The sequence below is a fragment of the Kordiimonas sp. SCSIO 12603 genome, assembly GCF_024398035.1.
GTDB lineage: Bacteria > Pseudomonadota > Alphaproteobacteria > Sphingomonadales > Kordiimonadaceae > Kordiimonas.
The window spans coordinates 2,453,967-2,470,791 of record NZ_CP073748.1 but is presented as its reverse complement, the minus strand read 5'-3'; the positions used below and the strand labels follow the sequence as shown (position 1 = coordinate 2,470,791).

Below are 16,825 nucleotides of genomic sequence, written 5' to 3'. Positions count from 1 at the left end.
CTGATTCATAACAAAGTTGGACAATGCTTTTTTAATCTGGAAAGTCAATGCCAGAGAACACTATAAGGCATAAAAATACTAAACAAAGAAGTGAGTTTCCGTGAAGTTAGAGAGTTTTTCATATATAGCCAAAATTACTTCTGTTTTCACGGATACAGAAAAACGCAGAAAACTTGGCATGATTGCTGGTTTTTTTTATGCCTGTGTGGTGCTCGCTATTGTTTATGCGATGGTTGATATTCTTCAAAATGGGCAAGAGGCCATTGAAATTGAAGAGGAACCTACTCAATCAATTACCGAGCAAGCCAGCAGCTCCATTCAAATTACAGTTCCTTCATTACCTGAGGTTAAATCCGAACCAAGCTTGCCGGAGACGCGAGAGGTGTCCTCAAAATCTGCTTGGCAGCAGAATGCAGCAGTTTGGACAGAAACCAATTTACCCAAAATTGCCATTGTTATTGATGATTTGGGTCTAGATGAAGAAGCCAGCATAAAACTTGCTGAACTTAAAGGCCCACTGACCCTTGCTTATTTGCCGTACGCAGAAGGGTTAAAATGGCAAACGGAAGCGGTTAAAAACGCAGGGCATGAGCTTATGGTGCACTTACCTATGCAGCCTCATAATGCAGCCGCAGATCCGGGCCCAAACGCCTTGATTGATGGTTTGGTATTACAGGAATTTGAACGTCGAATAGATTGGAATTTGCATCAATTCGAAGGGTTTGTGGGGGTGAATAACCATATGGGTAGTAAGCTTACTGAAGACCCGGCTCTTATGGTTCGGGTTATGGCACATCTGCAAAATGGTGGTTGGGTGTTTTTGGACAGCCTCACATCACCAAAAACAGTAGCAGAAAGAGCTGCAAAAGCGAGTGGCGTACCTACGATTGCCCGTGATATTTTTCTGGATAACGATAGAGATGAACAGTTAATCTGGGAACAGGCGCTGAGAGCTGAACGTATCGCTAAACATAGAGGATATGCTGTGGTTATTGGTCACCCGTATCCTGAAACCATGACTGTATTAAAACGGTGGACGGCAGATATGGATCAGCGAGGAATTGCGCTGGTGCCAGTCAGCCAGTTGATAGCTGAAAAAGAAGGTGTCGCGCATCTAGCGGACACCTCTACAAAATTTAATTAGTGTTTATTTTTAGCCGCGATTGGAGCGAGCAAACCTGATAGCTTCTTTTGCAGCTACTACCAGTGCACGCGCTTTATTATGGCATTCTTGATATTCAGATTCAGGATCACTGTCTGCTACAACACCAGCGCCTGCTTGCACATGCATTTTGCCGTCCTTTACAACTGCCGTTCTGAGAACAATACATGTGTCCATCATGCCATTGGCGCTAAAGTAACCAACGCTACCGGCGTACGGGCCTCGAGCATCAACTTCAAGCTCGTCAATGATTTCCATTGCACGTACTTTTGGAGCACCTGAAACCGTACCGGCTGGGAAGCCGGCAGATAGGGCATCAATTGCATCATATTTTGGATCAAGTACACCCACCACATTGGAAACAATATGCATAACGTGAGAATAGAGTTCGATAGTGTTGCGGGCAGTTACCTCTACTGAACCTGGCTTAGAAACGCGGCCAACGTCATTCCGGCCTAAATCAAGAAGCATCAAATGCTCTGAAAGTTCTTTCTGATCTGCTAACAGGTCCGCGGCTAGTGCTTCATCTTCTTCCGGTGTCAGACCACGTTTTCGTGTGCCTGCAATTGGCCGAATGGTTACGTCCTCATCCCGTAGTCGCACGAGGATTTCTGGGCTTGAGCCAACAATCGCAAAATCATCAAAAGCCAGATGATACATAAATGGTGATGGATTTGTTCGGCGAAGCGCACGGTATAGTGCAAATGGAGGCAGTTCAAATGGCATGGTAAAACGCTGGCTGAGAACTACCTGAAAAATATCACCTGCTAGAATATATTCCTGAGCCTTCGTTACCATTTCATGGAATTGATCTCGGCTGGTATTAGAAACAGCATCTTGTTCCGAAATGTCAGCACCATTTGCCATGAGAGGAAGTGGTGCATCAAGGCGGTCCAACATTGCATCAATACGTGCTTCCGCTTGTGCCAATGCTTCATCCGCGGAAATACCATTTTTAGGGCGTACTGGTGTTACTAACGTTACAAGGTTTGTAACACTATCAAACACCGCCATAACCGTTGGGCGAACAAAGATTGAGGTAGACATACCAAGTGGATCGGGTTTGGCGGTGCCGATATCTTCCATCTGGCGTACCATGTCATATCCCATATGGCCAACGAGGCCAGCGGCCATTGGGGGCAGGGGATGTGGTAGGTCAATAAGGCTTTCTGCCAAAATTTCACGTAGGCATTGAAGGGGGTGCCCTTGCATTGATTCAAACGTGTTTTCACCCGGTTCGTCTGCATTTCTACAAACCTCAGTATCTGAGCCATCGTTTCGCCAGATAAGATCGGGTTTAAGGCCGATAATAGAATAACGGCCACGTGTTTCGCCGCCCTCTACGGATTCAAGAAGGAAGCTGTGTTTTTCATTTTGGGAAAGCTTAATATAAGCAGAAACCGGTGTATCGAGATCAGCCACAAGAGTGTTGAACACTACTTGTGGCTGGCCATCATTGTATCGTTTTTTAAAATCAGACATGCCTGAATATTTACTGAATTGGTTGGTCGTTGAACAGCTGTTGTTTCAGTTGATTGTTCACAGTTGGTTTATATTCGTTGAGAAGATAAGCTTGATACTGTGCAAAAATCTCATTTGTCATCGCAGCGTTCAGCTCAGTAACAATAGCTGCTACTTGTGTAGGGCGTTCCTCAGGGTTTCCTGGACGCACTTCATCAACGCGAACCACAACATAGCCTGCGTTACCCGCAGAGCGTTCAAAATCAATCTGACCCTTTGGTAGGTCAAAGATTAGCGTACGGATATTTTGTGAGAGATTAGAATTAGCGTCAGCGGTACGAGCTACATTCTTAGCGTCAAAAGAAATACCGTTAAGCTCTTCAGCAACCTTGATCGCATCATCACCTTGTTCAAGGCGGGCTTTCGCCTGTTCTGCTAGTTCACCAGCCTTTTCCAGTTTACGAGCCGCAATCATTGTTGTGTTGATTTCAGCTTTCATATCTTCAAACGAGCGCTGCTCAGGAGCTTTTATCTCAGTTAGTTCAGCAAGGAAAATACCTTTGTCACTATCACGTGGATCAATATCCATGATTTCTGGCTCATCGCCAAGTTCGCGTTTGGTAATGTCTGAAAGAACAGCATATTCTTCAGCGGTTGTTACAGCTGCCAAGCCGTTTTCTCCCAAACCACGAGCGTCAATGTTTGTTACTTGAGCCAAGTTAAGGCCAAATTTTTCTGCGAGGGCATCAAGGTTTGGTTCTTCGTCCAGTTCGATATCCAGATCTTTCTGGAAATCATACATCAAATCAATCGCACGTTCTTTTTGGTAAGTCTCAGCGAGTTCTGCTTTTACGTCTTCAAAAGAACGGGAGTTAGCAGGAACAACTTCTGAAACTTTATAAATGCTATAGCCACCAATGCCCTGAAGAGGGCGGCTTACGCCTTGGTCTGACAAAGTGAATACTTCTTCTGCGGTTGTTGGGTTATAGAATGAAGCAAGGTCTTCTTTGGTAAATTCACCAAGGTTAATTTCTTCGGCAGTAAACTCTGTAACAGAGGCTCCAGCCTCAACAAAGTCTGTACCTGCGTTTACAACAGCGAGAAATGCATCAGCTGCTGCTTTATCACTAAAAGTTACCTGTTGAAGTTTGCGCTTCTCAGGCTGCACGAATTCATTAATGCGGGCATTATAATCTTGTTGAAGAGCCTCATCATCAACTTCTACACGGTCAGCAAATGTATTTGGTGTTGCAAGGATATAACGATAAGAGCGGCGCTCCGGTGTCATATATCCTGCTTTATTATCTTCATAATATTGCTGAAGCTCTTCATCTGTCGGCGCTGAAAAGTCAGTGATATCTTCAGCATTGAAGTTAATCATCGTAGCTTTACGGCGTTCTGCGCGCCAAGTGTATAGTGCCTTGGCAGCATTTGAAGTCGCCATTTTTTCATCAGTTAGACTATTGAGCAGATAACCACGAGAAATGCCATCACGAATATCATTAAGCAGTTCTTGCTCAGTTACGCCAGCTTGACGGAGCGCTTGATCCATTAGGTCACGGTTAAAACTACCATCAGGAAGGGTAAAGGCATCAATCGCCAGAAGCTCTTTGGCTACCTGTTCATTTGTTGCGCGCATGCCCAGATCTTTCATGTGCTGGGTAACAGCAGCTTGAGCAATAAGTTGCTGCAAGACCTGATCATCAAGACGCATCATAGTGATGATTTCATTAGAGCTAAATTGTCCACCAAACTGTTGCTGCATCGTTTGTGCACGATTTTGAACTTCGTTGAATAGACGTTGAGCGGAAACATCTGTTTCACCAACAGTTGCTACATTTTGGTTTCCAACGTTCAACATACTTGGGCCGATACCCCAGATAGCGAAGGCAGCGATCAAAAGACCAAGAAGAATTTTAATAACAATGGAATCCAACCCACCACGAAATTTGAGCAGCATTTGCCCAGCTCCTGTCGATAACATCAATATAATTTATACACTATGTGTATGCCACATAGGGCGCGCATCATAAGCATGCTTATCAAAAGCCGCAACTCTCTTAATGAGAATAACAAAAACAGTTGAATTTTAAGTGTGCTAGGGCTGGTGAAATGAGAATATATTTGTTAAGCAGCAGAAAATCATAATAACCAATAAATATATTAAGAGAGACCCCAATGACTACACCTACACCACTGGTCGCCGGAAACTGGAAGATGAACGGGCTTTCTTCCAGCTTAGCAGAGCTTGAAGCGCTGGAAACTTTTGTAAAAGAACAGGCAGAAGCCTCTTGTGAGCTATTGATTTGTCCTCCATTTACGCTTGTAGCGGCTATGGCTGTAAAAGCTGGAGGAAGTGTGAAGATTGGTGCTCAGGATTGCCATTTCAATAAGTCTGGTGCTCATACAGGTGATATCTCTGCTGAAATGTTGAAGGACATTGGTGCTGAATATATTATTGTTGGCCACTCTGAGCGTCGTGCAGATCACGAAGAAACTAGTGATACGGTTAATGCGAAAGCAGCAGCTATTCATGGAGAAGGCCTTTCGGCTATTGTATGTGTTGGTGAAACGGAAGAAGAACGCGACGCGGGGCAAACCGAAACAGTGGTTCTTGGGCAGCTTCTGGTTTCTGTGCCAGATAGTGCCACACCAACAAATACAGTGATTGCCTATGAGCCGGTTTGGGCCATCGGTACTGGTAAAACGCCTACAGTTGCTGACGTAGCTGAAATTCATACAGCAATCCGCGGCGCTCTTGTTGAGCGATTCGGTGAAGCTGGCAAAGAGTTCCGTATTTTATATGGCGGTTCAGTTAAGCCTTCAAATGCTGACGAGTTAATGGCGGCGGATAATGTAAATGGTGCCCTTGTGGGAGGCGCTAGTTTAAAGGCTTCTGACTTCAACGGTATTATTGACGCGTACAGATCGTAAAATAATACTTGGCAAGCGGGGTTGCTTTGGTTTAGAAACCCCGCTTTGAAACAGGTTGGATATTATGTATCCTGCTTTAAGTCAGTTTAAATGTTTTAGGACAGGTTAATGCAAACAGTTTTGCTGAGCATCCATTTGATTGTTGCACTTGCGCTGGTAGTTACAATTCTTCTTCAGCGTTCTGAAGGTGGCGCACTTGGTATTGGCGGCGGTCAAGGTGGTATGATGACTGCGCGTGGCGCGGGCGACCTGTTGACTAAAACAACAAAATGGTTGGCAATAGTATTTTTAGCAAATTCATTACTTCTTGGCTGGTATGCAGCTAATAAGCAAAGTGAAGCTGATGCGGTGGTGGAAGCGGCTGAAGAGCAGCCGGTTGAAAAACCAGCTGACCAACTCCCTGAAATACCTACCGTTCCAAACGGTGGGTAAGACAAAGAGACTTTAAAGCGGGGGCCAAGAGCCCCCGTTTCTCTTTTTGTAGAAGCGTAATTCATCTGTCTGCCAGTGCTTGGCGGACATAAAGTGTTGTTTAAGAGAGGCGATATGACACGCTATATTTTCATTACTGGTGGTGTGGTAAGTTCACTTGGAAAAGGTTTGCTTTCTGCATCTTTGGGTGCGCTGTTACAGGCGCGTGGTTATTCCGTTCGTTTGCGTAAGCTTGATCCTTATTTGAATGTTGATCCAGGAACAATGAGCCCATACCAGCATGGTGAAGTATTTGTAACTGATGATGGTGCAGAGACTGATCTTGATCTTGGTCACTATGAGCGTTTCACTGGTGTTGCCTCACGCCAGAGCGATAATGTGACATCTGGCCGTATCTATTCGCAGATCATTCAAAAAGAGCGTCGTGGTGATTATCTGGGAGGTACAGTACAGGTTATCCCGCATGTAACAGATGCCATTAAGGATTTTGCCCTTGCAGAGCAGGACGGTATCGATTTCATGCTTTGTGAAATTGGCGGTACAGCGGGTGATATTGAAGCAGCTCCATTTATGGAAGCTATTCGCCAGCTATCTATTGAACTTGGTCGTGGCCGTTCAATTTTCACACACCTAACACTTGTGCCTTACCTAGCTGCGGCGGGTGAGTTGAAAACTAAACCTACACAGCACAGCGTGCGAGATCTTCGTTCCATTGGTATTCAGCCAGATATTCTTGTTTGTCGTTCTGAGCATCCGATCCCGGATAGCGACCGTCGTAAGATGTCACTTTACTGCAACGTAGCAGAAACCGCGGTAATCCCAGCGCTTGACGTAAGCACAATCTATGAAGTGCCGATTTCTTACCATAAAGAGGGTCTTGATAATGAAGTGTTGAAGGCTTTTGGCCTCGCGCATTCAGAAAAACCAGATCTATCTCGTTGGGAAGATATTGTTGATCGTATCAAAAAGCCTGAGGGTGAGGTAACGGTTGCTGTTGTTGGTAAATATACTGGCCTGCCGGATGCTTATAAATCACTAAACGAAGCTATTGTCCATGGCGGTATCGCAAACCGCGCGAAAGTAAATATCAAGTGGTTCGAATCTGAAATCTTCGAAAGTGAAGATGCGATGGAAAAACTTGAGAATGTGAACGCTATCCTTGTGCCAGGCGGTTTTGGTAAGCGCGGAACAGAGGGCAAGATCGCAGCTGCGAAATTCGCGCGCGAGCACAATGTGCCTTATTTTGGTATTTGCCTGGGCATGCAGATGGCAACTGTTGAAGCAGCACGCAATATGGCGGGTGTAAAAGATGCAGGTTCGACAGAATTTGGCGAACAAGCTAATCCGCTAGTAGGCTTGATCACCGAGTGGGTCCGCGAAGACGGTAGTGTTGAACAGCGTACCGAAGATACAGATCTTGGCGGCACAATGCGCCTTGGTGCCTATCCTGCCGTTCTGAAGGAAGGTTCTAAAGTAGCTGAGATCTACGGCAAAACTGAAATTGAGGAACGTCACCGTCACCGCTATGAAGTGAATATTGGCTATGTTAAGCAGCTAGAAGAAGCTGGGGTTTTATTCTCTGGCATGTCACCTGATGGTGAGCTTCCTGAAATTATCGAGCTTCCGGATCATCCTTGGTATATTGGCGTGCAGTTCCACCCTGAACTTAAGTCAAAGCCATTTGATCCGCACCCACTGTTTGCAAGCTTCATTGAGGCTGCATTAAAGCAGAGCCGCTTGGTTTAATTTTAGGCAAAACTATTTCTTTAAAAAGGGGGCTTTTAGGCCTCCTTTTTGCATCATAAAGCCAAAGTTCTTATGATAGTGATATCTATAGAGGGTAAGAGAATGCTGAGATTAGTTGGTGCAATATTATTGTCTGTCTGCGTTAGTTGGAGTGTAACTGCTGATAAAGACGAAGAAAAATCCGTTGAAGCACTGAATGTAGCAACTGAATTAGTTGTACAACATTCAGGTGAAAATAACCCTGTCACCCTGAAAAAACTATCTTCTGATATTGAACGTGCTTGGCGAGAATTCGGCAAATATTACCCTGAAGATCATATTTTAATGGCACGTTTTAGTTTATTGCGCGCCAGAAGCCTATATGCATCAGGAAAGCTTCAAAAGGCTGTTGCTGCATGGCAATTTGCACTTCAAAGCCAACCAGTGGCGACCGAACCATCTATTCGTATTCAGCTATTAACAGAGGCTGCTTCTGCGTCAAGCGACGCTGGTGTTTATGAAAAGGCCGCGGAGTATTTTGCAGCCTCCAGGGCCTTGGCAGCTCAACGAGGAAAAGAAGTAGCACATTCTCAGCTTTATTTGCGACTTAAGGAATTGGACACAATCGGACAGGGGCTGGAGTGGCGCCGCTTGAATGATGCACTGCTTGATCTCAGAAAATTCTCTCAACAGTTCGTAATTTGGTCTTCCCCTAGGCTTGATGCGTTACTAGGTGAGGCAGAGCTTCGTTTTCGGTTTCAGCCGAACACAGATGAAAAGCGGCTCGACCTTGCAGCTTTAAAAGCGCAAATAGAGTTATCACAAAAGGGGTTAGCCGATAATGTCGGACCAATGCAGCTTGAACGGTTACGCACACTTTTCTATGCGCTTGAGGACCACTGGCAGCTATAATCAGTTAAATCTGCGTTACATTCTTCTCAATACTTGCGATTTTGGCGGAATGTGGGTATTTAACCCGCATCTGTTTACCCCTTTTCTCTTTTGAGCATTAAGGAAATCTCCATGAGCGCAATTATTGATATTGTAGGTCGCGAAATTCTAGATAGTCGCGGCAACCCAACTGTTGAAGTTGATGTTATTCTTGAAGACGGTGGTTTTGGCCGTGCTGCAGTGCCATCTGGCGCGTCTACCGGCGCGTACGAAGCCGTTGAATTGCGTGACGGTGGTGGCCGCTACTGCGGTAAAGGTGTTCAAAAAGCTGTTGAAGCCGTAAATGGTGAACTATTTGAAGCGCTTGTTGGCCTGGATAGCGAAGATCAGTTGATGATCGACCAAGCCATGATGGAAATCGATGGTACCGAAAATAAGAGCCGCCTGGGTGCGAATGCTATTCTCGGTATTTCTCTTGCGATTGCAAAGGCGAGCGCGGACAGCCTTGGTGTTCCGCTATACCGCTATATCGGCGGCGCAAACGCACATGTTATGCCTGTACCGATGATGAATATCATCAACGGTGGTGAGCATGCTGATAACCCTATCGATGTTCAAGAATTCATGATCATGCCGGTAAACGCTGATAGCTGTACAGATGCTATCCGTATCGGTGCTGAAATTTTCCATGAGCTTAAGGCAAAGCTAAGCGCTGCTGGGCATAATACGGCCGTTGGTGATGAAGGTGGTTTCGCTCCAAACCTCGCTGGTTCCGAAGATGCGATCAAATTCATTATGGAAGCTATTGAGAGCGCTGGTTACAAGGCGGGTGAAGACGTTTATCTGGCAATTGATGCTGCATCGAGCGAATTCTACAAGGATGGTACTTATAACCTGAAAGGTGAGGGTAAGACGCTTACCAGTCAGGAAATGGCTGAATACTGGGCAGACTTAGTTGCGCGTTATCCAATTATTTCCATCGAAGACGGCATGGATGAAGATGATTGGGAAGGTTGGAAAATCCTGACTGATATGGTTGGTGACAAATGCCAGCTTGTTGGTGATGATCTGTTTGTAACAAATCCGGCGCGTCTTGCTGACGGTATTGAGCAGGGCGTGGGCAACTCCATTCTCGTTAAGGTAAACCAGATTGGTACGCTCAGCGAAACAATGAAAGCTGTAGACATGGCGCACCGCGCTCGCTACACATCTGTGATGTCTCACCGCTCTGGCGAAACAGAAGATGCAACGATTGCTGATCTAGCTGTAGCGCTTAACTGTGGCCAGATCAAAACAGGTTCACTTGCCCGTTCTGATCGTCTCGCTAAATACAATCAGCTTATTCGTATTGAGGAAGAGCTTGGTGATACAGCTGTTTACGCAGGAACATCTATCCTGAGAAAATAAGCTTAGAATCTTAAAAAGCATGCCACTAGAATCACTTGCGAATCTAGTGGCATTTTTTTATCAAAAAACCTTTGATTTTATTGATTTTTATCTTGCATGACCGAGTCGCTTATGAGATGATTCGTTTTATGAAAAAGATCGCGCACATATCAAAGAATATTAGCCAAGCTTGGGCAACCGGTTTGTGGTTTTTCCTGATTGCTTATTTCGCAATCCATGCGTTTCAGGGGGAGAGCTCTTTGTCTGCGCTAAAGGAGCTTGAGCAGCAAGAATTTGCACTTAAGCAGCAAGCACAAGACATTGCAGCGGTTCGTAGTGCTTTGGAAATGCGTACAGAGAAAATGGGCGGTCAAACGGTTGATCCTGATCTTCTTGAAGAACAGGTGAGGGCGCGTCTTGGTTTTGCGCATCAGGATGAAGTTATTCTGTTTCTAGAATAATTGAATACATTAATTAACTAAAAACAAGTTAATTAAATAAAATCTATATATTTCAATTATTTATACCCCCTTGCAAAAGACCTTCTAGAGGGTTATCTATTGTGACGAAGTGAAGTTCGATAGGTATTCTCCTATTTCCTTTCTCAGGAAGGTCTAAATGACTACAAAAAAGACATCTACAAAAGCTGCAGCCTCCCCAAAACGCCGCAGCAGCAAAACAGCTCTCTATAAACCTACCAATGATGAGCTAGTTGATTTTTATAAAGATATGTTGTTGATCCGCCGCTTTGAAGAAAAAGCGGGTCAAATGTACGGTATGGGTCTTATTGGTGGTTTCTGTCACCTCTATATTGGTCAGGAAGCCGTAGTTGTCGGCGTTCAAACAGCATTGAAAAAGGGCGATAGCGTTATCACTGGTTACCGCGAGCATGGCCATATGCTTGTTGCAGGTACTGACGCTAAAGCTGTGATGGCTGAACTTACCGGACGCTCAGGTGGCTGTTCTAAAGGTAAGGGCGGTTCAATGCATATGTTTGATCCTGAGAATGGTTTCTACGGTGGTCACGGTATCGTGGGTGCACAGGTTTCTCTTGGCACAGGTCTCGCATTTGCGGCTAAATACAAAAAAACCGATAATGTAGGTGTTGCTTATTTTGGCGATGGTGCAGCAAACCAAGGACAGGTATACGAGAGCTTTAACATGGCTCAAATCTGGAACCTTCCTGTTGTTTATATCATTGAGAACAACCAATATGCGATGGGTACAAGCGTAAATCGCTCAAGCTCTGAAATTGAGCTCTACCGCCGCGGTGAAAGTTTCCGTATTCCTGGTGAACAGGTTGATGGTATGAATGTTCTGGCTGTTCGTGCTGCAATGGACAAAGCTGTAAAACACTGCCGCGAAGGCAAAGGCCCTTATATCCTTGAGATGAAGACATATCGTTACCGCGGTCACTCGATGTCTGATCCGGCGAAATACCGTTCTAAGGAAGAAGTGCAGAAGATGCGCTCAGATCATGATGCTATCGACCAGATCAAAAACATGATCCTTGATGCGGGCATTATGGACGAAGCAGCGCTTAAAGGCATTGATAAAGATGTGAAAGCTGTTGTGGCTGAAGCTGCTGCTTTTGCTCAGGAATGCCCAGAGCCTGATCTTTCTGAACTATACACTGATGTGCTTGCTTAAGGGGTTTTGAATAATGGCTATTGAAATTACTATGCCTGCACTTTCCCCAACGATGGAGAAAGGCACACTTGCAAAATGGCTTGTGAAAGAAGGCGATACTATTGAAAGCGGCGATGTAATCGCTGAAATCGAAACAGATAAAGCAACGATGGAAGTTGAAGCGGTTGACGAAGGTACAGTCGCGAAAATTTACATTGAAGAGGGCGCTGAAGATGTCGCTGTTGGCACACTCATCGCGATGCTTGCTGAAGAAGATGAAGATGTTGCCAGTGTTGCGGCGGGCGGCGCTGCTGTTCCAGCGCCAGCACCTGCCGTTGAAATCGCACCTATTCAGGAAGAAGTATTCGTAGTACCTGCTGGCCCGGTTGCTGTTGCAGTAGCTGACGATCCTGAAATTCCAGAAGGTACAGCAATGGTCAGCCAGACGGTCCGCGAAAGCCTTCGTGATGCTATGGCTGAAGAAATGCGCAAAGACCCTGACGTATTCGTTATGGGTGAAGAGGTTGCTGAATATCAGGGCGCCTATAAGGTTACTCAGGGTCTTCTTGATGAATTCGGCCCTGAGCGTGTGATTGATACACCAATTACAGAACATGGTTTTGCTGGCCTTGGCGCTGGCGCGGCGTTCGCTGGCCTTAAGCCTGTGATTGAGTTTATGACGTTCAACTTCGCAATGCAGGCGATTGACCATATCATCAACTCAGCGGCAAAAACACGTTACATGTCTGGCGGTGTTGTTGAATGTCCTATCGTATTCCGTGGTCCGAACGGTGCCGCATCTCGTGTAGGCGCTCAGCACAGCCAGAACTATGCGGCTTGGTATGCAAACGTTCCTGGTCTTAAAGTTATAGCGCCGTATGATGCTCGGGATAACAAAGCGCTTCTAAAAGCGGCAATTCAAGACCCGAACCCAGTTGTATTCCTTGAGAATGAGCTGATGTACGGAGAAACATTCGATGTTCCAGACCTACCTGATTATACAGCACCAATTGGTAAAGCTCGTATTTTCACTGAAGGTACAGACGTAACAATCGTTTCATACTCAATTACAGTAGGTGAAGCTATCAAGGCGGCTGAAATGCTCGCTGAAGAAGGTATCAGCGCAGAAGTGATTGATCTTCGCACAATTCGCCCGCTTGACCTTGATACACTGATTGAAAGTGTGAAGAAAACAAACCGCTGCGTTGTTGCAGAAGAAGGTTGGCCACAGTGTTCTGTAGCAAGCGATGTTTCAGCCCAACTGATGGAACAAGCATTCGATTACCTGGATGCACCTGTTACACGCGTGAACAGTGTTGATGTACCGCTTCCATACGCCAATAACCTAGAAAAAGCAGCAGTTGTTAGCGCAGGCGATATTGTAAAAGCAGCAAAAGCTGTTTGTTACGCAGACTAAAAAATGGTTGAAGGGAAGGGCGATGCTCTTCCTTTTCCGTTTAGATAAGAATTCAAAAAAGGCGCTGCCGAGTACGGCGGGTTAGGCCCAAAATAAAGGGATAAGCCAAATGTCTATTGAGATTTTCATGCCAGCTCTTTCTCCGACAATGGAAAAAGGTACGCTTGCAAAATGGCTCGTTAAAGAAGGCGATACAGTTGAAAGCGGTGATGTGATCGCTGAAATCGAAACCGATAAGGCGACGATGGAAGTTGAAAGCATCGACGATGGAACTGTAGCTAAAATACTGGTAGCTGAAGGCACAGACGATGTACCTGTAGGTCAGATTATTGCTGTTCTCGCTGAAGATGGTGAAGAAATTGGTGATGTTGATGTGTCGGCTACACCAGCAGCGCCAGCACCTGTGGCTGAAGCTCCAAAAGCAGAAGCAGCCCCTGCGCCTGTTGCATCGGTTGCTGCTCCAGCCGTGGCTCCGGCACCATCAACGGATGGTCGCGTGAAAGCATCACCACTTGCAAAACGCATTGCGAAGCAGGCTGGTCTTGATATTGCGACTGTTGCAGGCACAGGCCCGCATGGCCGCATCATCAAGCGTGATGTTGAAGCTGCAATGGCTGCACCTCAAACTGCAGCTCCTACTGCGGTAGCTACTACAGCTACAGCCACGCCAACTGCTGCCGTTGAAGCGCCAACATATGGCCCGCACGACGATATTCCATTCCGGGAAGAGCGTCTGTCTGGTATGCGTAAAACGATTGCCAAACGTCTTACAGAATCTAAAACAACGGTGCCTCACTTCTATCTTACAATCGAATGTGAGATGGATAAGCTGATGGCGCAGCGTAAAGAGCTAAATAATCGTTTAGCTGATGAAGGTGTGAAACTTTCTGTGAATGATTTCATTATTCGCGCTACAGCACTTGCGCTTAAGAAAGTGCCTGCGGCAAATGTTCAGTATGCTGGCGACAAGATGTACTGGTATGAGCGCGCTGATATTTCCGTTGCTGTTGCTGTTGACGGTGGCCTTGTAACACCAGTTGTTCGGGGCGCAGATAATAAAGGTCTCGCTGATATTTCCCGTGATGTGAAAGAGCTAGCCACAAAAGCACGTGACGGCAAATTAATGCCTGAAGATTATGCTGGTGGCACATTCTCTATCTCTAACCTCGGCATGTACGGCATCAAGGAATTTGGTGCTGTAATTAATCCGCCACAGGGCGCAATCATGGCAGTAGGTGCTGGTGAACAGCGTCCGGTTGTGAAAGATGGTGCTCTTGCAGTAGCAACGGTGATGAGCTGTACACTTTCCTGTGACCACCGTGCAATTGACGGCGCAGTTGGTGCGGAATTCCTTGCGGCCTTTAAAGGCTACATCGAAGACCCAATCACAATGCTTCTCTAGGAGAACCTTGCGATGAACCCGGTTAATCTTGCCGAAAAACTTAAAGACTTCAGCGACCATTGGTCTCCAAAACATATTGGAGACCTTGACGGTTATCATGTAAAGCTTGCGAAAATTGAAGGTGACTTCGTTTGGCACGCACATGAGGAAGAAGATGAGTTTTTCCTTGTCGTGAATGGTCGCTTTCGCATGGATTACCGGGATAAGCAGGTTTGGATTGAAGAGGGTGATATGGTTGTGGTGCCAAAAGGCGTGGAACACAAACCATTCGCCCCTGAAGAATGCAGTATCTTGTTGATCGAAAAGGCAACCACGGACCATACCGGTGGTGTTGACGATCCAAGACGTGTTGAAAATCCCGAAAGGATTTAAAAATGGCGAATGCTTTTGATCTTGTTGTTATCGGCGGCGGCCCTGGTGGCTATGTTGCCGCAATCCGTGCAGCACAACTTGGTATGAATGTAGCGTGTGTTGAACGCGAGCACCTTGGCGGTATTTGTTTGAACTGGGGCTGCATCCCTACAAAAGCGTTACTTCGCTCCGCCGAAGTGTATCATTTGGCAAAGAATGCTGAACAGTTCGGCCTGAAGGTTGATAATGTTCAGTTCGATCTTGATGCCATCGTGAAACGCTCTCGCGGTGTATCTGCGCAGATGAACAGCGGTATTGGTATGCTGCTGAAGAAAAACAAAGTTGCCCATATCGAAGGTGAAGCAAAGATCCTTGCGAAAGGTAAACTGGCTGTAACTGGCAAAGACGGTAAAGTAACTGAGCTTTCTGCGAAGGATACAATTATCGCAACTGGTGCACGTGCTCGTGAACTACCGCATCTGAAAGCTGACGGTAAACTTGTTTGGACATACAAGCACGCGCTTGCACCAAACACGATGCCGAAGAAGCTTTTAGTGATTGGTTCAGGTGCGATCGGTATCGAGTTTGCCAGCTTCTTTAATGAGCTGGGTTCTGACGTGACAGTTGTTGAGATGATGGACCGCGTTCTTCCAGTGGAAGACGCTGACATCTCAAAGTTCGCAGAGAAATCTTTCAAGAAGCAGGGCATGACCATTAAAACAAATGCCTCTGTTACAGAACTTAAGCCTGGCAAAGATAACGTAACATGCGTTGTTGAACAAAAGGGCAAGAAGGAAGAAATCACCGTAGACCGCGTGATTATTGCAATTGGTATTCAGGGTAATACTGAAAATATCGGCCTTGAAAGCGTTGGTATTAAAACTGATCGCGGCCATATCGTAACAGATGAATATGGCTTCACGGGTGTAGATGGTTTCTGGGCGATTGGTGATGTAACTGGTGCGCCGTGGCTTGCACACAAAGCATCGCATGAGGGTGTTATCGCTGCCGAAAAAATTGGTGGCGTTAAAGATGTTCACCCGATGGACAAGGGTAATATCCCTGGCTGTACATATTGCCGCCCGCAGGTAGCATCTGTTGGCCTTACCGAGGCGAAAGCCATCGATGCTGGATACGAAATCAATGTTGGTTCATTCCCGTTCATCGGTAACGGTAAAGCTGTTGCTCTTGGTGAACCTGAAGGCCTTGTGAAAACAATCTTTGATAAGAAAACAGGTGAGCTCTTGGGTGCCCATATGGTTGGCGCTGAAGTAACAGAGATGATCCAAGGTTATGTTGTTGGTCGTACGCTTGAGACAACGGAAGCCGAGTTGATGCATACCGTGTTCCCGCATCCAACGCTTTCTGAAATGATGCATGAAAGTGTGCTGGCTGCTTATGGACGCCCAATCCATATTTAGGAAATGATATGAAACTGAAAGTCCATCCTGCGGTTAATCATATGATTGCTATTCGGGAGAATATTCCGGCAAAAACTGGAAAGTCTCTTGAAGAATGGTCAGCGATTGTAACGAAGGCTGGGCTTTCTGTTTCAAAAGATATTATTGCTTTCCTTAAAGCTGAATACAGCTTAGGTAGGCCCACATGTATGGTAATCGCGAGCGACGCGCTTGGTATGCATGAAGATTTTGATGCCGATGCTTACCTTGAAAAGGCACCAACAGTTGTTGATGCACAGTTTTTAGGGAAAAAAGAACATCTCCGCGCTTTTGCCGATAGGCTTTATACTATCATTGAAGAGCAGGGCAATGATGTGGGGGCAAGCCCTTGCAAAACATATGTGCCTTTTTACCGAAACCATGTATTCGCGCAGGTCAAAGCAGCTACGCAGAAACGCATAGACCTCGGATTGGCATTGAAAGACTATGATGGGGAGCTACCAGAACGCTTGATTGATACAGGCGGTTTGGCAAAAGGTGATAGAATTACCCACCGAATTGAGGTATCTAGCGCCGATGATGTTGATGATGACCTGATCTCGTGGATCAAGTCAGCGTATGAATTGGACGCATAG

At 45.9% G+C, this 16,825-nt stretch carries 15 protein-coding genes; 13 read left to right on the top strand and 2 right to left on the bottom strand.

Annotated features, from left to right (window positions below; translation table 11 throughout):
* Positions 1-100: 100 nt before the first annotated feature.
* Positions 101-1,144, top strand: a complete 1,044-nt coding sequence (locus KFE96_RS11410) for a divergent polysaccharide deacetylase family protein (protein WP_255832716.1) — start codon at positions 101-103, stop codon at positions 1,142-1,144.
* A gap of 9 nt (positions 1,145-1,153) precedes the next feature.
* On the opposite strand, the gene trpE is transcribed toward KFE96_RS11410, so the two are convergent.
* Both trpE and KFE96_RS11400 read right to left on the bottom strand, forming a co-directional pair.
* The gene (trpE, locus tag KFE96_RS11405) at positions 1,154-2,644 is read right to left on the bottom strand and encodes an anthranilate synthase component I (protein ID WP_255832715.1); all 1,491 of its coding nucleotides are present in this window, start codon (positions 2,642-2,644) and stop codon (positions 1,154-1,156) included.
* A gap of 10 nt (positions 2,645-2,654) precedes the next feature.
* Positions 2,655-4,583, bottom strand: a complete 1,929-nt coding sequence (locus KFE96_RS11400) for a SurA N-terminal domain-containing protein (RefSeq protein WP_255832714.1) — start codon at positions 4,581-4,583, stop codon at positions 2,655-2,657.
* Between the two features lie 218 nt (positions 4,584-4,801).
* On the opposite strand from KFE96_RS11400, the gene tpiA reads away from it, so the two are divergent.
* From tpiA to KFE96_RS11340, 12 genes are all read left to right on the top strand, one after another.
* Complete coding sequence (tpiA, locus tag KFE96_RS11395; RefSeq protein WP_255832713.1) at positions 4,802-5,557, top strand: triose-phosphate isomerase; 756 nt, start codon at positions 4,802-4,804, stop codon at positions 5,555-5,557.
* A 108-nt stretch (positions 5,558-5,665) separates the two neighbouring features.
* The gene (secG, locus tag KFE96_RS11390) at positions 5,666-5,989 is read left to right on the top strand and encodes a preprotein translocase subunit SecG (protein ID WP_247021451.1); all 324 of its coding nucleotides are present in this window, start codon (positions 5,666-5,668) and stop codon (positions 5,987-5,989) included.
* A 114-nt stretch (positions 5,990-6,103) separates the two neighbouring features.
* The gene (locus KFE96_RS11385) at positions 6,104-7,735 is read left to right on the top strand and encodes a CTP synthase (protein ID WP_255832712.1); all 1,632 of its coding nucleotides are present in this window, start codon (positions 6,104-6,106) and stop codon (positions 7,733-7,735) included.
* A 102-nt stretch (positions 7,736-7,837) separates the two neighbouring features.
* Positions 7,838-8,626, top strand: coding sequence for a hypothetical protein (locus KFE96_RS11380; protein ID WP_255832711.1), 789 nt, complete (start codon positions 7,838-7,840; stop codon positions 8,624-8,626).
* Between the two features lie 111 nt (positions 8,627-8,737).
* A complete protein-coding gene (gene eno, locus KFE96_RS11375) occupies positions 8,738-10,012 on the top strand; it encodes a phosphopyruvate hydratase (protein ID WP_255832710.1) in 1,275 nt (424 codons plus the stop codon).
* Positions 10,013-10,128: 116 nt separating this feature from the next.
* Entirely contained in the window at positions 10,129-10,452 is a 324-nt protein-coding gene (locus KFE96_RS11370; RefSeq protein WP_370650585.1) for a septum formation initiator family protein, read from the top strand.
* A 157-nt stretch (positions 10,453-10,609) separates the two neighbouring features.
* Positions 10,610-11,641 carry a pyruvate dehydrogenase (acetyl-transferring) E1 component subunit alpha gene (pdhA, locus tag KFE96_RS11365; protein WP_255832708.1) on the top strand — a complete coding sequence of 344 codons (1,032 nt, stop codon included), beginning with the start codon at positions 10,610-10,612 and terminating at the stop codon, positions 11,639-11,641.
* Between the two features lie 13 nt (positions 11,642-11,654).
* Positions 11,655-13,037, top strand: a complete 1,383-nt coding sequence (locus KFE96_RS11360; RefSeq protein WP_255832707.1) for a pyruvate dehydrogenase complex E1 component subunit beta — start codon at positions 11,655-11,657, stop codon at positions 13,035-13,037.
* A gap of 109 nt (positions 13,038-13,146) precedes the next feature.
* Positions 13,147-14,439, top strand: a complete 1,293-nt coding sequence (locus KFE96_RS11355) for a pyruvate dehydrogenase complex dihydrolipoamide acetyltransferase (protein ID WP_255832706.1) — start codon at positions 13,147-13,149, stop codon at positions 14,437-14,439.
* Positions 14,440-14,451: 12 nt separating this feature from the next.
* Entirely contained in the window at positions 14,452-14,811 is a 360-nt protein-coding gene (locus tag KFE96_RS11350) for a cupin domain-containing protein (RefSeq protein WP_255832705.1), read from the top strand.
* A 2-nt stretch (positions 14,812-14,813) separates the two neighbouring features.
* On the top strand, positions 14,814-16,211 hold the full coding sequence (gene lpdA / locus KFE96_RS11345; protein ID WP_255832704.1) for a dihydrolipoyl dehydrogenase: 1,398 nt from the start codon (positions 14,814-14,816) through the stop codon (positions 16,209-16,211).
* 8 nt (positions 16,212-16,219) lie between these two features.
* Positions 16,220-16,825, top strand: a complete 606-nt coding sequence (locus KFE96_RS11340; protein ID WP_255832703.1) for a DUF5655 domain-containing protein — start codon at positions 16,220-16,222, stop codon at positions 16,823-16,825.